This is a genomic window from Leeuwenhoekiella sp. CH_XMU1409-2 (assembly GCF_037029365.1).
Taxonomy (GTDB): Bacteria; Bacteroidota; Bacteroidia; order Flavobacteriales; family Flavobacteriaceae; genus Leeuwenhoekiella; species Leeuwenhoekiella blandensis.
Genome location: NZ_JAYMEI010000005.1, coordinates 1 through 19,550 on the forward strand (window position 1 = coordinate 1; position 19,550 = coordinate 19,550).

A 19,550-nucleotide genomic window follows, 5' to 3' on the forward strand; every position below is an offset into this window, starting at 1 on the left:
ACGTCTCATGATTGCTAAGTTAACAACTTGCAATAATATTCATTCAACTCTATGTCCAGTCTAATGTAGTAATTCCACTGTAGATCATACAAGGCACGAGCATAAGAAGTGCTTGGAGTAGGTAATTCTTCATAGCTTTTCTTTTAATTATTACCGAAAGGATTCATTCCCATCGCTTTGTATTTTGAGGTATCTACACTCAAATTTGCGGCGGGATCAAACGCGGTCGTAGTAATGCTTATACCTTCTGCATTGATCTCGAGTACCGCACCGCTAAAGGGAAGTCTGGGGTTTTGGCCAAACAGGGGAATAAAAGAAGCTTGCACCGGGATCTCTTCTTCGGTGGTCCAGAAATAAATGGGTTTTCCTTCTGATAGGATCTTATATTCTTCAGCGGTATAGTCCAGTATTTTTTTAGTGCGTCCGGTACGTTCTGCCTGGGTATTCTGGTCGGTTTCTTTTAAGTTCAAACCACCGGCCATACGGTCGATCTGTTTTTGGGATACCGATTTTTTGATCTTCATAGCACCCATATCGATCAACACAGTGTAGCCTTCGGGAGTAAACAGGGTTTTCATAGTACCTTCTTGCGCTCCGCTTTCAATAGTATTGCAAAAAATACCCGGGATATCAGAACTGAAATAATACGTGCTGAAGACAGGGTCTACGCCTTCACTTTTTATGGAAACCGTCATCGACTGGTCAAAAAAGTAGTTCCCGTTCATCGCGCTGATGTTTTCCTCTTGCTCCGGTGTAAATGGATATGCCGCAGTGGATGTGTTGGTACTACTACCACTTGCCGAAGGTTTTGCAGCGGAAGCCTCGCGACGTTTATCAATAATATTTTTGGTAAGTACAAAAACCTCTTTACTCAACGGCTGGTCTTGCTTATCGGGATCTATAAAATGCCATACGCCTCTAAACGCAAAATTGAGCGTGTCTTTATTCAATTTATAGATGTGCACCATCGTATTTTGTGCTGCATCAGGAAGCAAATATCCATCTTCGGTAAGGCTGCTCAGCATCGCGTAGCCTGCGGGATAGGCGTCTACAGGAGGGGTAAGCCTATCGCCTTCGTACTTTTTTACCGCAGCGCCCAGGTTGCTTAGGTCAATTTTGTTGAGCTGAAGCCGCCAGTCTAATCCTTCAAACACTAAAGCTTCATCTTGCACGATCATTTCCCCTTTGATGTTGGAAGCGAACTTAGGTACGGTTGCATTCTGATATGTTTCAGTGGTTTCGGTAGTTTCTTTGGGTTGTTTTTCCAGGGTTTCGTCTACCTTATTGAGGACTTTATCCTCCAATTTTTTGGTGAGCTTTTTTAGGAATTGTGCTTCCGCCGGAAGGCTAAATAAAGCACATATTGTAGCGATGATGACCGGTGTAGTTTTGTTCATAGTTTGAGTATTAAAAAACTTCTATACGCTAAAACTAGGGAGTGAACAGCAGGTGTTTCTACAGAGATGTATACTTGGTGCGCAATTTTGTATAACTGGTAAGAGCCAGTGACTTAGAGTGCGATCGAGATCTTGACTTGGGTGCCGGCAGGACTTCCATCTGCTGCAGTCAGGTCGATAAGCTTCAGCGCTGTTTCTTTTTGTGTGGTTTTAGAAAAATACTGCAGGCGTTCTTCGACCAACTTTACACCTAAAGAATTCTTTTTGATGTGTTTATGCGCTCTGAGTGCTGCTGCGGCTTTTCGGCCTATACCGTTGTCGGTAACGGTAATGACAAGTGCTTGCGCTTTACGCTGAATTTGAAGGCTGAGGGATTTGTTAGTTTCTTTGAGTGCCAGACCGTGAAGGATGGCATTTTCAAGCAAGGGTTGCAATAAAAGAGGAGGAAAGGGGATCTGGGCGGGGTTGATCTCCGGGTCAATAGTGACCGTATAGTCAATAGGAAGCTGCGTGCGCAGGTTTTCTATCTGAACGTAGATCTGTAATATCTCCAGTTCTTTCTCAAGGCTGATGCTTGGGGTTGTGGCATGTTCTAAGACATGCCGTATGAGTTTTGAGAATTTATTCAGGTAATACACCGCATCTTTGGTGTGATTGTTTATGAGGAATAATTTGATGCTGTTGAGCGCATTGAATATAAAATGCGGATTCATCTGACTCCGTAAGCTTTGGAGGCGCAGGGCGTTCAGTTCGTTCTCAAAATGCAGCTTCAGGTTTTTCTGCTTTTCGTGTTCCTGGCGTGCAGCAGCATTGAGAAGCTCTTCCTTTTTTGCTTCGATCTCTTGTTCAAGGACCTGGTTGATGTTTTCTTTTATTTTCTGATTTTCTTCCAGCTGCCGGATATACTGCTTTTGCAGGTGGTTTTTTTCTTTGAACAAAAGCGCCTGATCCTTTCCTATCGCAATGGCAAAAGCCAGATTTTGTAAGAGCACCGCCAGATAGTAGATCCACAACAAGCCTTGTGTTTCTTCATAGCTTTTGCCTTTTCCGGCAATATACACGTAAGTCGAAAGAATCTGTAAAATGAGTAAGCCGATAAGAATGGGATACTTCACCGGACTGTCTGCCTTTAAAATAAAGTATATCCCGATAAATGTAAGGATCGTAAATACCGGAACAAAAACGGTACTATAGATCAGGATGTCATAGTTGGTACCAAAAAGAACATCAAAGAGATACAGCAGCACAAACAATACAATCGAACCGATGATGAAGCCGTAGCTTAGGCGGTAATACTTACGACTGACTTCTTTCAGTTTTAAGATCTCGAGTATAAAACCTGCAAATGCCATATAGGAAGTTACCTGTAGCGGAAAGTGAATGGCGTTCAGCATCCCTTTATACTGAAGCAAAAATGGCGACGTAAATGCATTCTCTATACGGGGCAGTAACATAATTACCGAGATCAGAATAAAAAGACTGTAATACAGGTAATGTATTCTGCGGTTTTGTGCATATAGAAACAAGTGATAGCCTCCCATATACGAAAGTACCGCCAATACGGCCAGCCCCAAACCGTTTGAGGTGCTGTTGTATAATATGTCGTCAAGGCTGCTGCCCAAAAGTAACGTTTGTATAAGGTGAATTATGGGTTAAAAGTTATTGAGAAACTGCGATTTCTTTTGCCTTGATACCGGAATTTTACTACCATCTTCAAGGATAATATAGCCATCGGTCTTTAAAAATTCTTTGATCTTGTGCATATTGATGATGTAAGAATGATGCACTCTAAAAAACTGATGCTCCGGGAGCAAGGCGTTTATTTCTTTGAGCTTTTTGGTCACTACGATCTTCTTTGCTGCTTCAAGGTACAACGTCGTGTAGTTGCCGTCTGAGGCAGCGTAGCAAATTTCGTCGGGATCGAGAAAAACCAACTTGCCATCGGTGTTTATCGCTATTTTCTTATGCTGAAAGCGCTCATTAAAGTGCAGTAACAGGTGTTCAAATTTTTTATTGTCTTCGGTATTAGACTTATGTTTTTTTATCTTTTGAATCGCTTGCCGCAGGTCATCGCTGTCGATGGGTTTGAGCAAGTAATCGATGGCCTCCTTTTTTAAAGCTTGTATGGCATACTCGTTATAGGCTGTGGTAAACACGATCGCAAAGTCAATACGTCCTACCTGTTCCAGTAACTGAAACCCATCCATACTAGGCATTTCTATGTCAAGAAAAACACAGTCTATGGGGTTCTTTTTAAGGTACGTGATGGCTTCCTCCGGTTGCGTAAAGGTCTGCACCACACTGATTTCTTCTTTAAATTGCTCAAGTTCCCAGGCTAAGGTCTCTAAAGCCCGAGGTTCGTCATCAACAAGAATACAATGTAGCATAGCGTTCAAATTTGTATAAATTTAAACTTTGTTTTCTAAGTAGCCCACGATAGTGTATAACCTGCTTCGCTTGTTGTATAAGCGGTACCTTAACACGTTGCCCGGGCAGTTGTATGTTTTAAACTTTAGAAAAAGAAACTACTAAGATTGTGGGGTTAACCATTTAACAGCTTGTAAGGACATCTTTTTATAGTCGTGCCCTACATTTGGGATGGTGTCTAGCTCCCAATTGAAGTTCCACTTATGGGTGGCGCTTAATTCTTTATTGGCGTTAAAAAACGTGCTTCCGCGTTCTAATCGGTGTTGTCCTTGTTGCATAGCTTGGGCTGTGGTTCTAAACGTTCCCAAAGCCGGGTCATTGTCTAGCGCGCCCAAAAGGACTACCAACTTTTTGTTATAGGCTTCCTGAAGCTTTGCCTCTGTATTTTTGAGACCGTACGGAAATTCAAGTTGTTCATTCGGAAAGCTGTAAAAGCCTGCATTTGCTGCAATAGCAGTGCTTATTCGTGCTTCCGGCATCAAGAGCATCATTCTATGTACAAATTGTCCACCCGCTGAATGCCCAAAAATAGCATACTGCTCGTTACTGATCTTATGGGTTGCTTTAATGTGGTCAAACGTATTTTCAATAACGCTATAAGCCCATTCCTCTTTTGGGTTTGGCGTGCCAAAAAACGTAAAGAGATTCCCTTCCTGATAGTCGTTTGTGGTGTATTTCGCAAAGGTATTGGCAAACTCAGGAGCGAGGAGTAGCAGGTTGTTCTTTTGGGCGATCTCAACCCAAGCATCCAAGTAGTCTTCAGCATTGCGGCCTCCGCCGTGCATAATAAACACTATCTGGTCGTTATCTTTCCAACGCTCCGGTTTGTACGTCCATATCTTGATGCTTTTGCGTTTAGTAGTGGTATAGGCATACATTACAAAGGCATCTTTACCATTCTTGATTTTAGAAGTTGTCGTGATCGCAGGTCCTTTGGGAAGCACATAGAGATAAACATATCCCGCAACAGTAAATAAGGAGCAAACACTTAAGGTGTATAGAATTCCCTTTTTCAGTAAGTGATAGCTTTTGTTCATACCGTAATTTTGCGCAAACCTAGAGCATCTTTACAGGCTGGGATAGTTAATCCTTCTGAACTGTGATTTTACGGGGATGGGTTGGGTATTTGTTAGAACGTGGTAGGAAAGTAAGCTTTTACAATCCCCAAGAGCGGCTTGCCCTTTGACCAAATTATGGGATAAAATTTAACTTAGGTCTTTGTTGTGTGGCGTAATCTATTTTATTTCCAAAAATTCAAATAATTTATATATTTCAGAAAGAGCTTTGTTATGATTATTAAAGTCAAATTCACCTAAAAGAGCTGCATTCTCTTTTGCTGTAATTTGATTTTCTTTTAATTTTTGGTAAATGTCGTTATCTCTTTTTTTGAAGTACTTTTCAGATTTTTCATAATCTTTCAAATATTTTCTTTTTAAAATTTTGCCAGCATCATCGCAATTTGAAAAGAATTTACCTGTTTTTTCAAAATGTAAGAGTAGCCAAAATTCTAAACAAGGAGCATTGATTAATATTTCAATATTATTTGAATTTTGAATTTCTTTTATGTAATCTTTTAAATATTGTATAGGTGTTTTTTCTCCTTTTCTAGCTTCGTTAGTTTCTTTAATTATGGTATCATAATCAACTATCCAGATTACTTTATCATAATCTTTAGCATTTTCAAGAACACTTTCAAATTGTTCTGATAACTTTTTCTTTTTTGGTAGCTCTGGTTTTATATCAATTCTAGGTAGTTTTTCATTTTTCTTTAGCATTTGTAGATACCAAACTTCCGTTTCTCCATCCACAATAATCGAAAAGGTTTTTTTTCCTTTCCTTTTGTGAGTTTTTCTATTATTCCTAGCCATTGTCTAACTCTATATAATAATCGCTCAATTCTGGTACAGCTCCTAATTTACCAGTTTTATAAGCATTGAAAATTGAGCTTGTATTTCTAACAACAGATGAATCAAATTCATTTAGAGAGAATAAGTCCGTACAGCCTTCATCAGTTTTTTCAGTGAACCAAATTGCGTCATTTCTAAAAATATCTTTTTCAATTAATAATTCTCTGTGATGAGTTGTAGCAATTAATTGAGATGTTTTTGAATTAGCCAAAAAGGATAAAATGAAGTGTTTTAATAAATCCGGATGTAAAGAAGATTCAATTTCATCAATTGGAAATATCATTTCGTTTTTTATCATTAGGCTTAATAATCCACTAAATTGGTAGTATCTCTGCGTACCTTGCGATTCATCATTATAGGGAAGTATGTAATTTTGATTTAATAATGAATGTTGAAATAAAATCTCTTTACTTTCGATTTTCCCTTTTTCTCTTATCTTTTCAATTTTATCATCAGTCATAAGAGTTTTTTTATTTAAGAAATCAAGTAAGTCAGAATCAATTTCTCTTTCTTCACTCTTTATAATAATATCAGAAATATTAAAATCAGCTCTCTTTAAAAACTCAACAATATCACTTTTGTTAATTTTATTTGACTCTATTCGCTTTGATATATAAATTAACAAATCAGTTTTATATGATATCATTGGTTTTAACTTGCTCTCAAACCAATCTGTACAATTTTGTAATTCTAAAGATTCAAAATTGGTTTTTAAGTAGCCGCCCAATACAGTATTATTCCATAAAGTGTTAGCTTCTAAAGTTGTTTTGTATTGTTTGTTAATTTTGATTTTACTACCAAAAGATATTTCAGTTAATTGCTTTTTGGTTTCAGTAGTACGATTGAATACCAAAGCTTTTTTAGGGTTGTAAAAGAATAATTCTTCAGAAATTATTGCTTCTTGATTTAGCTCTAAATTATATAAATACCTGATTCCATTTTGAAAAAAATCAATTGAAAACAAAGTGTTCTTTTCAGTTGTTTCTTTATCAAATAGAAAAGGTTGAAAGTCAAGTTTTTCAGTTTTTTTTTCAGCAGGTTCTAATATTAAATCTTGTAAAAACTCTAAACCTTTTAGTATTGTAGTTTTTCCTGAAGCATTAGCTCCATAAATTAGACCTAATTTTAATAGCCTAACATTATTTGGAGCGTTTATGATAAAATAATCCTCTAAATCATTTGAGTTAGAAGCTTCAAATGAAAGAGTAACTTTATTCTTAATTGACCTAAAGTTTTCTATAGAAAAGTTTATTAACATTCTATTTTTCGTTTAAAAAATGTAAATCGTTTACAAATATAAGGACAAAAAAATAAGAATATTAATAATTCATTTAAAAGTAGTCTAATAATTTATTTGTTTTGTAGAATGTTTTTATGACACACAACAAATATTACCCTCACAAATATAGCTGTTTATCAGGGTGATGTACAGGAGGTCAATAGTTTTTAGTCCTGTAACTTGCGGGATTTAACTAGGAACCAGCAATTCTTTTGTGTTGCTGGTACTCCATTGATTCTTCTCAATCCTATAAATCACGCTTAAAATCTTTTCAACCTCCTTTAAACGTTTAGAAAACTTGTGCGTCTAAAGCATTGGTGAAAAAGAACAAGAGCACTTTTGATATACGTTTTAACATAATTATTCCGTTAGCACTGTAACAATCAATCGATTGCGCTAGTCTTTTAGTTAGCCGAATACGCATACGCTTATGAAACATATAGAATATCTTGAAGAACAAATAGAAGAATTGCCTTACGGATACGTGTTTACACACAACGATTTTGAAGAAAATCCGGGAACCGAACAGGCCGTGGAGCGGTACTTGAACCGACTCGCCAAAAGCGGTAAAATAAATAAACTGGCAAAAGACAAATTCTATAAAGCGGATGGAGCACCGCAGTTGAAGCCTTATGAGGTGGTAAAAGATCTGTTGTTTGAAGAAGGAAAACAAATAGGATACCTTACTGGAAAAAGCAGTTATAACGAGTTAGGCTTTAATTTACCGGCCGGCACGCAGATTGAAGTAGGCATTGCCGAAAAGCGAAACCCCATAAAACGTGGACCCTTCAAAGTTTCATTTATCAGACAGAAAAATGTGATCAAGCCTGCGCATATCCCTTATTTTCAACTCTTAGATATGTTGGGCGCATTATCAAAGCAAGCCTTTGCCACGCCAGATGAGTTGTGCTATCATATAACAAAAGGTTTGATCCACTTTTCCTCCAGAGAACATAAAACCGTGGCGCAGTTGGCTTTAAATTATCAAGCACGCACGCGAGCCTTGGCCGGGGCTTTGCTTCAAAAAATAGGCTATGTCTCGCATCAGACGCTAGATGAGCTCAAGGCATCGATCAGTTCGTATACCTCATTCAGCTATCCTATTTCGGCTAAGAATTTGCCACACGCTCAAGAATGGAAGATCATTTGTGCTTAAACGCCTTGAGCAGAGCTCATAAAAAACCCCGATAAACTTGATTTATCGGGGTTTTTAGTATGCTGTATAAATGCCTTTTAGGTGGCGATCCATTTAAAGGTATGGTCGCGTTTAGGCACTACGATACGTTGTGAAATACGTTCTAAACGATCTGGTAACTTCATCAGGTAATCGCGAGCACGCTCTCCTTTGTCATTAAGTCCTTTGATGTCGTTGATGTTCCAGTCGGCGATCAAAGATTTTAGGATGGTGATATAATCCTGAGTGGTATACACCATAGAGCGTTGTGCTGCATCAGAAAAGTGCTCCCACAGTTCGCCAATTTGTTGTCCGCTTTCGCGTAAGAACATCGCCGGCATAACGATCTTGTTTTTCATCATGGCTTCAAAAGCCATCATCATTTCACTAGGGTCCAGTTCAAAAATACGGCGTACAAAATCCATATAGGCTGAAGCGTGACGCGCTTCATCTTTGGCTATCGTGTTACATATTTTTGCCAGTTGCTTATTTCCTGCTTTACGTGAAAATGAAGCTACACGGCGGTGTGAAACGTTGGTTGCCAATTCTTGAAAACTGGTATATACAAAGTTCTTATAAGGATCCATTCCAGTACCAATGTCAAAACCATCGCTGATGAGGTATTGGGTACTTACTTCCATCTCGCGCATATTCACACGTCCGGAGAGGTATAAGTATTTATTGAGCAAGTCACCGTGACGGTTTTCTTCGGCCGTCCAGGCACGTACCCATTTTGACCAGCCGTTTCCGTTTACCTGATCAACTCCCTGTACACTCATCAACCAAGATTCGTAGGTAGGAAGGGCTTCTTCGGTAATAGTATCCCCTACCAAAACCGTAAACAGGTCATAATCCATCTCGCGGCAGAGCTCTTGGATCTCTCGTACGTCGTCAATAAATTCTGGATTTGTAGCGTCTGGTAGCATATCTGTGGGTTGCCAGTTCTCTTCTACAGATTTCAGGTATTTGCCTATAAGCTCATCCATAGACTTACCTACGGTTTGCATTACTTCAAGACGTATGTTATTTAGGGTCATTGTTTATATTCAAAAGTTAAAAACTAATGTTTAAGCAAAGCTTCATAGTATCACTCAAAGCCTTGTGCGTAAAGGTAGCGGTTTTAGGTGGGATGCCTGCTATTTCCAAGGCACACTTGCTATGCACGCATAGCTTTGTACGCTGCTAAAGTGTATGGCTTTAGTATTCAGTATTCTGTAGTTACTTCTTCTAGAATAGTATAAAAAAAGTCTCGGCAGGAATCCTTTTGCATACCGAGACTTTCAGTTGTATTCAGCAGATCAATTTTTTGCCGGTTTGGGATCATATTCAACCGCCACCTCGCCAACAACTATAGGTTGATCAAGAGTAACATTAATACGCTGTGTCGTTTTACTTAGTTGTACTTTTTTGAGATCATAAAAGAGGTATTCAAAATGTAGTACTACTTTTTCAGTATTTGGTTCTTTTGGAATTGTAATACAATAGTTTCCATTTGTATCCGTCAGTGTAGTTATTTTGGTGCCCGCCAACGTAACTCGAGCCTTGTGTATAGGATTCTCTAGCTCGTCTGTAACGTTACCTCTAATGGCAATCGAATCTTGACCGCTTTCTTTTTTGTCCTCATCAACACGAGCCTCTGCTTGATAATATGCTAATAAAGGCTGTGATTGTTGTGCCTGTACCGGCTCACATAAAGCCAAGAGTGATGTAAAAGCCGCAGCAATACCTAAATGCTTAAAAGCAGGCTTTTCCTGCGGAATAAAATAGGCGGTAGCTAACTGATCTTTGCGATACCGCCCACAGATCTTTTCACCACGCTGTACATTAGCTATAATTTGCTTTCGCGAAAGCTGTGTAAAATCAATCACTTCTTTTTCGCAACTACTACAAAAGCGTCCCTGCGCACTTGGAGTCATTTGCGACCAGTCTTCGTGACATGGTTCTGGAATACTTAGTTTAAAATGCATAGGTTCAGTGTTTAGTCTCAGTGAGCAGACGTGGACCGGCGTACTCTTTTACGCTGCTCACTGCGACCTACTTACTGCATTATTGTTTTACTTCTTCTTGTTTTTTGATCTCTTGTACGTCACGATTTTTGACATACTTTTCAAGCCACTGATCCTGTTCCCAAAGCATATGTAAAATAGATTCTTTGGCAGCATATCCATGACTCTCCTTAGGTAACATCACTAATCGTGCCGTTGCGCCTAAACCTTTAAGTGCGTTGAAATAACGCTCACTTTGAAGCGGATATGTACCACTGTTATTATCTGCAACACCATGAATAAGCAATAGCGGAGTTTTCATCTTGTCGGCATGCATAAACGGACTCATCTCATAATAAATTTCCGGAGCTTCCCAGTAACTACGCTCTTCAGACTGAAAGCCAAAAGGAGTAAGCGTACGGTTATAAGCTCCGCTTCGTGCGATTCCGGCAGCAAATAAATTGGAGTGGCTCAAAAGGTTAGCGGTCATAAAGGCTCCGTAGCTGTGACCACCCACTGCAACACGGTCGCGGTCAATATATCCTAAAGCATCTACGGCATCAATTGCAGCTTTGGCATTGGCAACCAACTGACTTCTAAAGGTATCGTTAGGCTCTTCATCACCTTCTCCTACAATAGGGAAAGCGGCATCATCAAGTACCACATAACCACGGGTTACCCAATAGACCATAGACCCGTAATACGGGTAGGTGAATTCATTAGGATTTGTGGTGGTTTGTGAAGCACTGTTTTTGTCTTTGTATTCACGTGGATACGCCCAGAGCAGCATCGGCTTCTTTTCTTTCTTTTCCATATCATAGCCAACAGGCAGGTATAAAGTTCCCGAAAGTTCGAGACCGTCCTCACGCTTGTAGGTGATCAATTCTTTGTGTACATCCTGAATACTCTTAAATGGATTTTCAAAAGCGGTGATCTGGTCCAGACTATTGTCGTTTAAGTTTCTGATGTAGTAGTTAGGATATTCTGTAGGAGCTTCAATACGTACCAACACGTTACCGCTCTCGATATCTAAAACCTTTTGCAGGTCTTCAAGTTTATCGGTGTAAGCCGATTCATAAATACGTTCGGTTTCCTGAGTGGCTAAGTTGATCTTATCAATAAAAGGGAACTGACCTTTATCGCTAAATCCATCTCCCATCAAATAGGCGTGGCCGTCAACCAATGTGAGTACCGAACGCCCATATTCATTATCCTGAGTTACAAAATTACCGGGATCACTGTAAGTGTCCTGATAGCTTCGGTCTGAAATGACTTCGCCCGTACTACTCCCATCTGAAGGGTTGAATACATAGGTTTTGGTATTTCGTGTATTCCACCAGCGGTCGTAGGCCACGGCAGTGGTACTGTCTCCCCAAGTGATTCCGCTAAAGCGGTTGATGGTTTTGATCACTTTTTGCGCAGCACCGGTAAAAGGCGCTTTTTGCATAAATACCTGATCTCTATAATCAACTTGAACTTCAGGATCTCCCTGGTCTAAAGCTTCTACCCAATATAAGGTTGCCGGCTGATCGGCACGCCAGGAGATACGTCTTTTACCGGTTTGTGTGGCCATAAAGCCTTGTGGTAATTCTTCAAGCAATGGAGTTTCATTAACCACTTTCACTTCGGTACCGTCTTGATCATAAACGGTCACGGTTTCAGGAAAGCGATAATACGGTACGATGTAAGAGAAGGGCTTGTGAATAGTACTCGTCATGATATACGTTCCGTCAGGAGAAAAAGAAACATCACTGTACATCGCAGCGTCTTTCCATAAGGTTGAAGTTCCATCAAGATTTACTTTTACTAAGGCTGAAGTCGCCAATTGCTCAAAGTTGAAAACATCATTAGGATTCTGAAGCAAATCCTGATACGTACGGTTTTGTGCTTTAGAACCGTCGCTGGTAGAGATCGTTGGACCTGTAGGAACGGCTTCTGCCGTGTTGATCAATTCTTTTCGCGTAGCCGGAAGCATATTCACAAGCAGACTTTTTCCATCTTTAAACCAGCTGATAGGATTGCCCATATTGGCATTAACAAAAGCTTCGGTTACCCGTTTTGCTGTTGCGGTTTCCAGATCAAGAATCCATACTTGCACACCGTTTTCAATGGTGTTTGTAAACGCCATTTTACTTTCGTCGGGCGACCAGTTAAAATTGCTGAGCTGCGCATCTTCGGGCAGGCCATTGATCTCGCGAGCTTCAGTCTCTTCAATTCCTTTGATCTTGATGTTCTTGTAAAAGGTGGTGCGGCTACCAATGTTGGTTTTAGGGTTGATACGCAGTCCGCCAAGGCGCAATTCCTCTTCAGAAAGTCCGGCGATGGTTTTATAACTGTCGCGATACATTAAAAGCATAGTGTCGCCTTCGGTATTCATTAACACCCAAGGAGCGCGCGGCACATCTACAAGATCTAAGATCTCTTGCGGAGGTTTTTGATAATCTAGATTTACCTGTGCAACTACCGAAGCAGTAAGCAGTAAAAACAAGCTTAGCAGGTTGATTCTTTTCATAGTTTTTGTGTTTGTTGATCTAATTAACTCTATGTCTATGCATTAGACAAAAAGGAAGTTTTTATACTGTTCTAATTTACTGAAAAAAGCCCGAAGCACCGTGTTAATGCTATGCGTGCATAGCTAAATAAGAAACTGCTAACACGCTACAAATTGAAGAAACACTATATTACAACGCTTATTAATTCTGTTTACTAACAGATTCTTAATTGAACTAGATTTTAATAAATTATGTATAATTCTCGAATTGCCGGAATGGGCGCTTACGTCCCAGAAAATGTAGTCACCAATGATGATCTATCGAAAATGATGGATACGAACGATGCGTGGATTCAAGAGCGTACCGGTATACAAGAACGCCGTCACATAAAAGATGGTGATGGCAACACCACAGCTGTGATGGGTGTTAAAGCGGCAAAGATCGCATTAGAACGTGCAAAAATGACGGCTCAGGATATTGATATGATCGTGTTTGCGACCCTGAGTCCAGATTATTATTTCCCGGGGTGTGGGGTGCAGGTACAAGAAATGCTGGAGATGCGCACGGTACCCGCGCTTGATGTACGTAACCAGTGTAGCGGCTTTGTTTATGCGCTTTCTACTGCCGACCAATTTATCAAAACCGGAATGTATAAAAACATCCTCGTGATAGGTTCTGAAAATCACAGTGGAGGTCTTGATATGACCACACGTGGGCGTAGTGTTTCTGTGATTTTTGGTGATGGGGCAGGAGCGGCTGTGTTAACCCGCGAGGAAGATAACGGCAAAGGTATTTTGTCTACCCATCTGCATAGTGAAGGAAAACATGCGCTAGAGTTGTCGCTAAAAGGACCCAGTACGATGGAGTGGGTGCCGGAGTTGATCGAGAAAGATCCACAGGAAGATATCCCGTATTATCCTTATATGAACGGACAGTTTGTGTTTAAAAATGCTGTAGTGCGTTTTGCTGAAGTCATTCAGGAAGGTTTGGCACAGAACAAACTCACCGCTGCAGATATCGATATGCTTATCCCGCATCAGGCGAATTTGCGTATCTCTCAGTTTGTACAAAAACAATTCAAGCTGAATGACGATATAGTGTATAACAACATTCAGAAATATGGAAATACTACTGCGGCTTCTATTCCTATCGCGTTAACCGAAGCCTGGGAGGAAGGTAAGATCAAAGAAGGTGATACAGTGGTTTTGGCAGCCTTTGGTAGCGGATTTACCTGGGCGAGTGCCATTATTAAATGGTAACAATTTTAAGAGTATACAAAACAAAAAAGGAACCCTGTTGGTTCCTTTTTTGTTTTGTATAATTGGGTTTAGCGGGTGAAAATATGATGTTGTGTAGCTGTAAAATAATCTCTAAAGATGAGATTAAGCGGATGTTGACTACTTGCGGCTTTGATTCCTAAACGGGGATGCAATTCAATTAAGAGCTGTGAAAGTCTTTTTACCGAAGCAGCTGCTGTCGTGTGTAATTCTTCAATCTGAACCGCTGTGAATACCGCATTATCAGCGGTTATCGTTTCAATTTGTTGCGCATAGTTAAACAGTTGGTTTGTGGCTTCGGTAGTAATTTTATGGGATTGTTCTAGTGTTTTTTGCTCTAGAAGTTTTGAAGCTTCCGCCAGATAATGTTGCGCCATCCCGATATAATTTACCCAAAGGGTGAGGTCTGCAAAGACCCTGAAGTTGATCTTAAAAATGTCTTGCGGTAAATAGAATTCATTGTAAACAAAACTAAAGTCCTGATGTACCAAATGATCAGTCACAGCAAAGGATTGGGTTGCTGTAGCTTGCAGTCCCATCGTATGCCAGTCGTCGATGATATGTACCGCCTCACGAGGTATTACAAAGGATTTAAAAACAGGTGAACCGTCTTCATTGAATGTTTCTTTTCCGTTTTCAATGATCTTTGCATTCAACGTAAAATGCGTAAGGTATGGCGCACCGGTAGCATATTTCCAGGTTCCGTTAAGACGGTAATGATCGCCTTCTTTGTGTGCAGTGCCAAAGAGTCCGCCGCTTCCTCCCAAAATAGGATTTGCTGAAGCCTTGAAGATCGTCGAAGCCGTTGTAGGAAGCAGATTCCCTATAAAATAATTGGCGCCGCTACAAAGCGTGACCGTCCATCCCAGACTGCCATCAATGCTGGCCAGTTGTTGTAGTGTCTTTAAACCTTCAGTAAGAGCTAATTCGAGTCCGTCATACGTTTTAGGCACCCAGATCTTCCAAAGTTGTTCTTCTGCTATTAATTTTAGGGTTTCCGCATCAAAAACCGATTTACCAAAATCCTGTTTATTAAGCTTCGCTAAGTTGCTCATAGCTTTCTTGTTTAATGAGTTTGCGCCATTTTAAATATCCCGAAGTACCTACGATAAAGAGAAACACGGTAAGACCGGCATAGATGTATAATTCTTTATAGATCAACAACGGGATCGAAATGATATTGCTGATGTTGAGGTATACCCAGTTTTCTATTTTACGTTTAGCCATCAACCACATTCCTGCCCAGGCAAATGCACTCACAACTGCATCCAGATACGGTACATCTGAGTCGGTATGCTGCGTAAGCCAATAGCTCATCAATATAAAACAGCCAAGAACAATACCGCCGGCTTTTAGGTGTTCGTTTTTTGTAGAATAGGCGATTGGAGCTTCTTGTTTTTCTTTACCAAATTTCCAGTACAGCCAGCCGTAAATGCTCATAGCGAGATAGTAGAGGTGTAGTAAAATATCTGCATAAAGCTTAGAATGATACAGCACCCAGATCCCGATAAGAATACCAATAATCCCAAAAATATAATTGTTGACATTGTTTTTGCGAGCGAGCAACACCTGTGTCACGCCAAAAGCGGTACCGATCCATTGCAGCCAGACAAAATTCATAAAAAACTCCTCCATTGTGATCAATTAAAATGTATGGAATGAGGAGATGAGCCCAACGGGCAGAAGCACACAAGTAGTGTAGTACAAAATCCCTACGCCGGTACTAACCGGATCAGGTGTGAGGTAAAGCCTCTGGGTATCATCTCAGCCTACAACAATTGGTGTAAGCACCCCATTTTCTGAAGACAAAGGTATTGTTCTAAAATTAAAAAACGCGCTAAATACGGTGAGATTTAGCGCGTTTTTCAATAAGAAGTATATTCTATTATTACTTTTTCTTGTGCTTGAATACCGGAAGAATCTTAGTAGAAACTTCTCCAAAACCTATTCGAGCAGCACCGCTTTTTTCACAATGCCCGCGTACGATCACGGTATCTTTATCTTCGATATATTTACGGTCACCGCCTTCGGTAAGTTTTACCGGTTTAGAACCCTTCCAGCTGAGTTCGAGCATCGAGCCGTAAGCGTCTGGTGTTGGACCGGAAATCGTTCCACTTCCCATCATATCACCACTGTTTACCGGACATCCATTAATGGTATGATGTGCCAATTGCTGACTCATATTCCAGTATAAGTACTTAAAGTTTGATTTAGAAACTACGGTCTCTTCTTTGTTTTCAGGTTTGATGCTTACTTCTAATTTGATGTCGAAGGTTTTCTTACCCGAGTAATTTAAATACGGAAGCAATTCTTTATCCGGTTTTGGACTTGTAGTTCTAAACGGCTCCAAAGCGTCTAAAGTGACGATCCAGGGAGAAACAGAAGATGCAAAGTTCTTTCCTAAAAAGGGTCCTAAAGGGGCATATTCCCAACGTTGAATATCTCGAGCACTCCAGTCATTGAACAAGACCAACCCAAAGATGTATTCTTCAGCCTGATCAGCAGGAATCGGTTGTCCCAATTCGTTAGCATCTGTGGTAATGAAGGCCATCTCCAATTCAAAGTCTAATTGGCGCGAAGGACCAAAAATAGGTTCGGTAGCTCCATTAGGCAACTTCTGACCTTGTGGTCTGTGTACCGGGATTCCCGAAGGAATTATAGAGCTGCTTCTCCCGTGATAAGCTACAGGCATATGCATCCAGTTGGGCATCAACTCGCTGTCCTTTCCACGGAAGAGTTTGCCCACGTTTGTTGCGTGTTCTTTACTACTGTAAAAATCGGTGTAATCTCCTACCTGTACCGGCAGTTGCATTTCGACCTCGTCTAGCGCAAAGATCACCGTATCGCGATGCTCTGCATTATCACGCAAGTCTGGATTGCTTTCTTCAAAAATATGAGAAATGCGGTTACGCACGGCGCGCCAGGTTTTGCGACCGTCTGCTATAAAATCATTAAGCGTATCCTGTAAAAAGATATCATCGGTGAGCGGTATTCCTTCAAAATAGCCAAGCTGATGTAACGCACCTAGATCGATGGCAAAATCTCCTATACGCGTACCAATGGTGATGATATCATCACGGGTAAGAAATACCCCAAAAGGAATATTTTGTATAGGAAAGTCGGTCTGGGCGGGAGTCTCCAGCCATGTTTTACGTTTGGGGTCGTTTGCTTTGGAAGGCATAAATTTTTAATAAAATGTTAGTAAATGCTCATTTCAAATATAGAATTAAAATAGTACCAACCAATTGGAATCACTACTTTTGCACCTAATTTAACAAACTTTATAAAGCATGCAACGGGATACTGAAATCTTTGATCTTATTCAGGAAGAAAAACAACGTCAACTTAATGGTTTAGAGTTAATTGCATCAGAGAACTTCGTCAGCGAGCAAGTGATGGAAGCTGCTGGCTCTGTACTTACCAATAAATACGCCGAAGGGTATCCCGGAAAGCGCTACTATGGAGGTTGTGAAGTGGTAGATGTGGTAGAGCAAATCGCCATCGACCGCGCTAAAGAACTTTTTGGTGCCGAGTACGCAAACGTACAGCCACACTCAGGATCGCAGGCAAATACTGCAGTTTTTCATGCAGTGATGAAGCCGGGCGAAACTTTTTTAGGTTTTGACCTTGCACATGGTGGTCACTTGACGCACGGTTCGCCTGTAAATTTTTCTGGTCGTTTATATAACCCTGTGTTTTATGGGGTAGATCAGGAAACCGGTTTATTGAACTATGATAAGATCGAAGAACTTGCGGTAAAAGAGCAGCCAAAAATGATCATCGCCGGTGCTTCAGCATATAGCCGTGAGATCGATTATAAGCGTTTCCGTGAGATCGCAGATAAAGTAGGAGCAATTTTATTATGCGATATGGCACATCCTGCTGGTTTGATCGCAAAAGGAATCATAGGTGATCCTGTACCACATTGTCATATTGTAACAACTACAACACATAAAACCTTAAGAGGACCACGTGGAGGTTTGATCTTGATGGGGAAAGATTTTGAAAATCCATTCGGAATCAAGCTGAAGAACGGAAACCTAAGAATGATGTCGTCTTTATTAGACAGCGGAATCTTCCCTGGAAATCAAGGTGGACCATTAGAGCACATCATCGCAGCAAAAGCGATCGCTTTTGGTGAAGCGCTTACTGATGACTTCTTACACTATATGGTTCAGGTTAAGAAAAATGCTGCGGTTATGGCGGCTGAATTTGTAGCTAAAGGTTATGATATCATTTCCGGCGGAACCGACAATCATATGATGTTGATCGACTTGAGAAATAAAGATATTTCCGGTAAAGATGCAGAAGAAGCATTAGGAAAAGCAGATATTACCGTTAATAAAAATATGGTACCGTTTGATACCCGTTCACCCTTTGTAACTTCAGGAATGCGTATTGGTGTTGCTGCCGTAACGACTCGTGGATTGGTAGAAGAGGATATGAAAAAAGTGGTTGAGCTTATCGATGCTGCAATTGTAAATTATCAAGATGATGAGAAGCTTGAAGAAATTGCAGGAGAGGTAAATAACATGATGGGACACAGACCTTTATTCAAGCATTAATATAACTTATTTACAAGTTACTTTGATGAAAACCGACCTAGATGGTCGGTTTTTTTGTTAAAAAAGAATCAGGATAGCGCAGGATGATTTTATTTCGCCGAGTGTTTTAATATAATTTATAGTCATCAAATTAGGGGTAACGATGTCTGCAAAAGTGATTTACATAATTGATGAAGATCGGGTGAACCGAGATCTCATTGAGCGTCTGATTAAGAACGAATATGGCCAAATCGTCATCAAACGTTTTGATTCTTGTGAAGCGGGATATAAGTACTTTTTAGGTGAGCAGCGCTTTACTATTAAGGAATATCCTGATACCATTCTGCTTTCAGGTAATTTATCTTCACACTGTATAGCAAGATTTCTCTCAGAGATCGAAACCTTTCAGCCGCAGATCGATAAGCGCACAGAGGTCTTTATGATGCTGGATCCTGGTTCCCTACAAAAGGCAGCTTTTGCAGATCATATTTTAGTTAAAGGTTATATTGAACGACCTATCAGACCTAATGCGCTTTTAAATATGGTTCAATCTTTATTGGCTACGGGTTAATGAATTTCGGTTACCGTGAACTTCTGTTCTCTAAAACTGATAACATCATCCTTTTGTGCGCCGGTAAGTAGTTCGCCAATAGGTGACGCGCTAGAGATACAGTACACATTGCCGGTTTCCAGTTTGAGTTCGCCATAAGGAATCCCGATAAGGTATTTTGCTTTGTCTGTGATGACCAAGCTTCCTTCGCCAATAATTGTATTGGGCGTCATACTGATGCGGTTTAAAAAATCCTTCTGTCTTTCTACTTGATCGATTTGCCCTTGCGTACGCTCCAGTTCCTGCTGAATCATTTCTACCCCCGTCTCATATTTATCTCCGGCGCTACTTTTGGTATCGCTGTCACGCGACTCGATAAGATTGGCTTTTGTTTCCTGCAATTGGTTGAGTTTTGCATTTAAGCGTAAGCGTAATTCTTGTATAAGTGCTTTCTTTTGCATCTAATTTTTTAGTTTTTAAGGCGGGCGAAATTAGTCTAAAACGATAAACAAAACGCA

General features: G+C 40.3%; 17 protein-coding genes. 4 read left to right on the top strand and 13 right to left on the bottom strand.

Going from position 1 to position 19,550, the window contains the following annotated elements; genetic code table 11:
• Positions 1 to 143 precede the first annotated feature (143 nt).
• From WA338_RS06740 to WA338_RS06765, 6 genes are all read right to left on the bottom strand, one after another.
• Positions 144 to 1,397 carry a hypothetical protein gene (locus WA338_RS06740; protein ID WP_272985925.1) on the bottom strand — a complete coding sequence of 418 codons (1,254 nt, stop codon included), beginning with the start codon at positions 1,395 to 1,397 and terminating at the stop codon, positions 144 to 146.
• A gap of 113 nt (positions 1,398 to 1,510) precedes the next feature.
• The gene (locus tag WA338_RS06745) at positions 1,511 to 3,019 is read right to left on the bottom strand and encodes a sensor histidine kinase (RefSeq protein WP_009780768.1); all 1,509 of its coding nucleotides are present in this window, start codon (positions 3,017 to 3,019) and stop codon (positions 1,511 to 1,513) included.
• Between the two features lie 30 nt (positions 3,020 to 3,049).
• Positions 3,050 to 3,784, bottom strand: a complete 735-nt coding sequence (locus WA338_RS06750; RefSeq protein WP_272985924.1) for a LytR/AlgR family response regulator transcription factor — start codon at positions 3,782 to 3,784, stop codon at positions 3,050 to 3,052.
• 141 nt (positions 3,785 to 3,925) lie between these two features.
• The gene (locus tag WA338_RS06755; protein WP_272985923.1) at positions 3,926 to 4,861 is read right to left on the bottom strand and encodes a hypothetical protein; all 936 of its coding nucleotides are present in this window, start codon (positions 4,859 to 4,861) and stop codon (positions 3,926 to 3,928) included.
• A gap of 198 nt (positions 4,862 to 5,059) precedes the next feature.
• Positions 5,060 to 5,692, bottom strand: a complete 633-nt coding sequence (locus WA338_RS06760; protein ID WP_273005472.1) for an RloB family protein — start codon at positions 5,690 to 5,692, stop codon at positions 5,060 to 5,062.
• Positions 5,685 to 6,989 (bottom strand): AAA family ATPase, encoded by a 1,305-nt coding sequence (locus WA338_RS06765; RefSeq protein ID WP_272985921.1) that lies wholly within the window; start codon positions 6,987 to 6,989, stop codon positions 5,685 to 5,687. Before WA338_RS06765 ends, WA338_RS06760 begins: the two co-directional genes overlap by 8 nt.
• A 451-nt stretch (positions 6,990 to 7,440) precedes the next feature.
• On the opposite strand from WA338_RS06765, the gene WA338_RS06770 reads away from it, so the two are divergent.
• Positions 7,441 to 8,166, top strand: coding sequence for a hypothetical protein (locus WA338_RS06770; protein WP_272985920.1), 726 nt, complete (start codon positions 7,441 to 7,443; stop codon positions 8,164 to 8,166).
• Positions 8,167 to 8,243: 77 nt separating this feature from the next.
• Here the strand turns inward: WA338_RS06770 and WA338_RS06775 are convergent, their stop codons facing one another.
• The 3 genes from WA338_RS06775 to WA338_RS06785 all read right to left on the bottom strand — a co-directional run bounded on the left by WA338_RS06775 (position 8,244) and on the right by WA338_RS06785 (position 12,681).
• The gene (locus WA338_RS06775) at positions 8,244 to 9,221 is read right to left on the bottom strand and encodes an acyl-ACP desaturase (RefSeq protein ID WP_009780759.1); all 978 of its coding nucleotides are present in this window, start codon (positions 9,219 to 9,221) and stop codon (positions 8,244 to 8,246) included.
• Between the two features lie 261 nt (positions 9,222 to 9,482).
• Positions 9,483 to 10,151, bottom strand: coding sequence for a carboxypeptidase-like regulatory domain-containing protein (locus WA338_RS06780; RefSeq protein ID WP_272985919.1), 669 nt, complete (start codon positions 10,149 to 10,151; stop codon positions 9,483 to 9,485).
• Between the two features lie 79 nt (positions 10,152 to 10,230).
• Positions 10,231 to 12,681 carry a S9 family peptidase gene (locus tag WA338_RS06785; RefSeq protein ID WP_272985918.1) on the bottom strand — a complete coding sequence of 817 codons (2,451 nt, stop codon included), beginning with the start codon at positions 12,679 to 12,681 and terminating at the stop codon, positions 10,231 to 10,233.
• 231 nt (positions 12,682 to 12,912) lie between these two features.
• Here WA338_RS06785 and WA338_RS06790 point away from each other — a divergent pair, with 231 nt between their 5' ends.
• Positions 12,913 to 13,920 (top strand): 3-oxoacyl-ACP synthase III family protein, encoded by a 1,008-nt coding sequence (locus WA338_RS06790; protein WP_009780756.1) that lies wholly within the window; start codon positions 12,913 to 12,915, stop codon positions 13,918 to 13,920.
• A gap of 68 nt (positions 13,921 to 13,988) precedes the next feature.
• On the opposite strand, the gene WA338_RS06795 is transcribed toward WA338_RS06790, so the two are convergent.
• The 3 genes from WA338_RS06795 to fahA form a co-directional block, all read right to left on the bottom strand.
• Positions 13,989 to 14,993 (bottom strand): acyl-CoA dehydrogenase, encoded by a 1,005-nt coding sequence (locus WA338_RS06795; protein WP_009780755.1) that lies wholly within the window; start codon positions 14,991 to 14,993, stop codon positions 13,989 to 13,991.
• The gene (gene pnuC, locus WA338_RS06800) at positions 14,971 to 15,573 is read right to left on the bottom strand and encodes a nicotinamide riboside transporter PnuC (RefSeq protein WP_009780754.1); all 603 of its coding nucleotides are present in this window, start codon (positions 15,571 to 15,573) and stop codon (positions 14,971 to 14,973) included. The genes WA338_RS06795 and pnuC overlap by 23 nt, the downstream gene beginning before the upstream one ends.
• Before the next feature lie 253 nt (positions 15,574 to 15,826).
• Complete coding sequence (gene fahA / locus WA338_RS06805; protein WP_009780753.1) at positions 15,827 to 17,119, bottom strand: fumarylacetoacetase; 1,293 nt, start codon at positions 17,117 to 17,119, stop codon at positions 15,827 to 15,829.
• A 109-nt stretch (positions 17,120 to 17,228) separates the two neighbouring features.
• Here fahA and glyA point away from each other — a divergent pair, with 109 nt between their 5' ends.
• Entirely contained in the window at positions 17,229 to 18,503 is a 1,275-nt protein-coding gene (gene glyA / locus WA338_RS06810) for a serine hydroxymethyltransferase (protein ID WP_009780752.1), read from the top strand.
• 142 nt (positions 18,504 to 18,645) lie between these two features.
• Complete coding sequence (locus WA338_RS06815) at positions 18,646 to 19,053, top strand: response regulator (RefSeq protein WP_009780751.1); 408 nt, start codon at positions 18,646 to 18,648, stop codon at positions 19,051 to 19,053.
• Here the strand turns inward: WA338_RS06815 and WA338_RS06820 are convergent.
• Entirely contained in the window at positions 19,050 to 19,493 is a 444-nt protein-coding gene (locus tag WA338_RS06820; protein WP_009780750.1) for a hypothetical protein, read from the bottom strand. The genes WA338_RS06815 and WA338_RS06820 overlap by 4 nt on opposite strands.
• Between the last annotated feature and the right edge of the window lie 57 nt (positions 19,494 to 19,550).

Excerpts from the sequence above, each read along its gene's own strand:
- WA338_RS06740 (WP_272985925.1), bottom strand. The coding sequence starts at position 1,397 with ATGAACAAAACTACACCGGTCATCATCGCTACAATATGTGCTTTATTT.
- WA338_RS06750 (WP_272985924.1), bottom strand. The coding sequence starts at position 3,784 with ATGCTACATTGTATTCTTGTTGATGACGAACCTCGGGCTTTAGAGACC.
- WA338_RS06755 (WP_272985923.1), bottom strand. The coding sequence starts at position 4,861 with ATGAACAAAAGCTATCACTTACTGAAAAAGGGAATTCTATACACCTTA.
- WA338_RS06760 (WP_273005472.1), bottom strand. The coding sequence starts at position 5,692 with ATGGCTAGGAATAATAGAAAAACTCACAAAAGGAAAGGAAAAAAAACC.
- WA338_RS06765 (WP_272985921.1), bottom strand. The coding sequence starts at position 6,989 with ATGTTAATAAACTTTTCTATAGAAAACTTTAGGTCAATTAAGAATAAA.
- WA338_RS06770 (WP_272985920.1), top strand. The coding sequence starts at position 7,441 with ATGAAACATATAGAATATCTTGAAGAACAAATAGAAGAATTGCCTTAC.
- WA338_RS06775 (WP_009780759.1), bottom strand. The coding sequence starts at position 9,221 with ATGACCCTAAATAACATACGTCTTGAAGTAATGCAAACCGTAGGTAAG.
- WA338_RS06780 (WP_272985919.1), bottom strand. The coding sequence starts at position 10,151 with ATGCATTTTAAACTAAGTATTCCAGAACCATGTCACGAAGACTGGTCG.
- WA338_RS06785 (WP_272985918.1), bottom strand. The coding sequence starts at position 12,681 with ATGAAAAGAATCAACCTGCTAAGCTTGTTTTTACTGCTTACTGCTTCG.
- WA338_RS06790 (WP_009780756.1), top strand. The coding sequence starts at position 12,913 with ATGTATAATTCTCGAATTGCCGGAATGGGCGCTTACGTCCCAGAAAAT.
- WA338_RS06795 (WP_009780755.1), bottom strand. The coding sequence starts at position 14,993 with ATGAGCAACTTAGCGAAGCTTAATAAACAGGATTTTGGTAAATCGGTT.
- pnuC (WP_009780754.1), bottom strand. The coding sequence starts at position 15,573 with ATGGAGGAGTTTTTTATGAATTTTGTCTGGCTGCAATGGATCGGTACC.
- fahA (WP_009780753.1), bottom strand. The coding sequence starts at position 17,119 with ATGCCTTCCAAAGCAAACGACCCCAAACGTAAAACATGGCTGGAGACT.
- glyA (WP_009780752.1), top strand. The coding sequence starts at position 17,229 with ATGCAACGGGATACTGAAATCTTTGATCTTATTCAGGAAGAAAAACAA.
- WA338_RS06815 (WP_009780751.1), top strand. The coding sequence starts at position 18,646 with ATGTCTGCAAAAGTGATTTACATAATTGATGAAGATCGGGTGAACCGA.
- WA338_RS06820 (WP_009780750.1), bottom strand. The coding sequence starts at position 19,493 with ATGCAAAAGAAAGCACTTATACAAGAATTACGCTTACGCTTAAATGCA.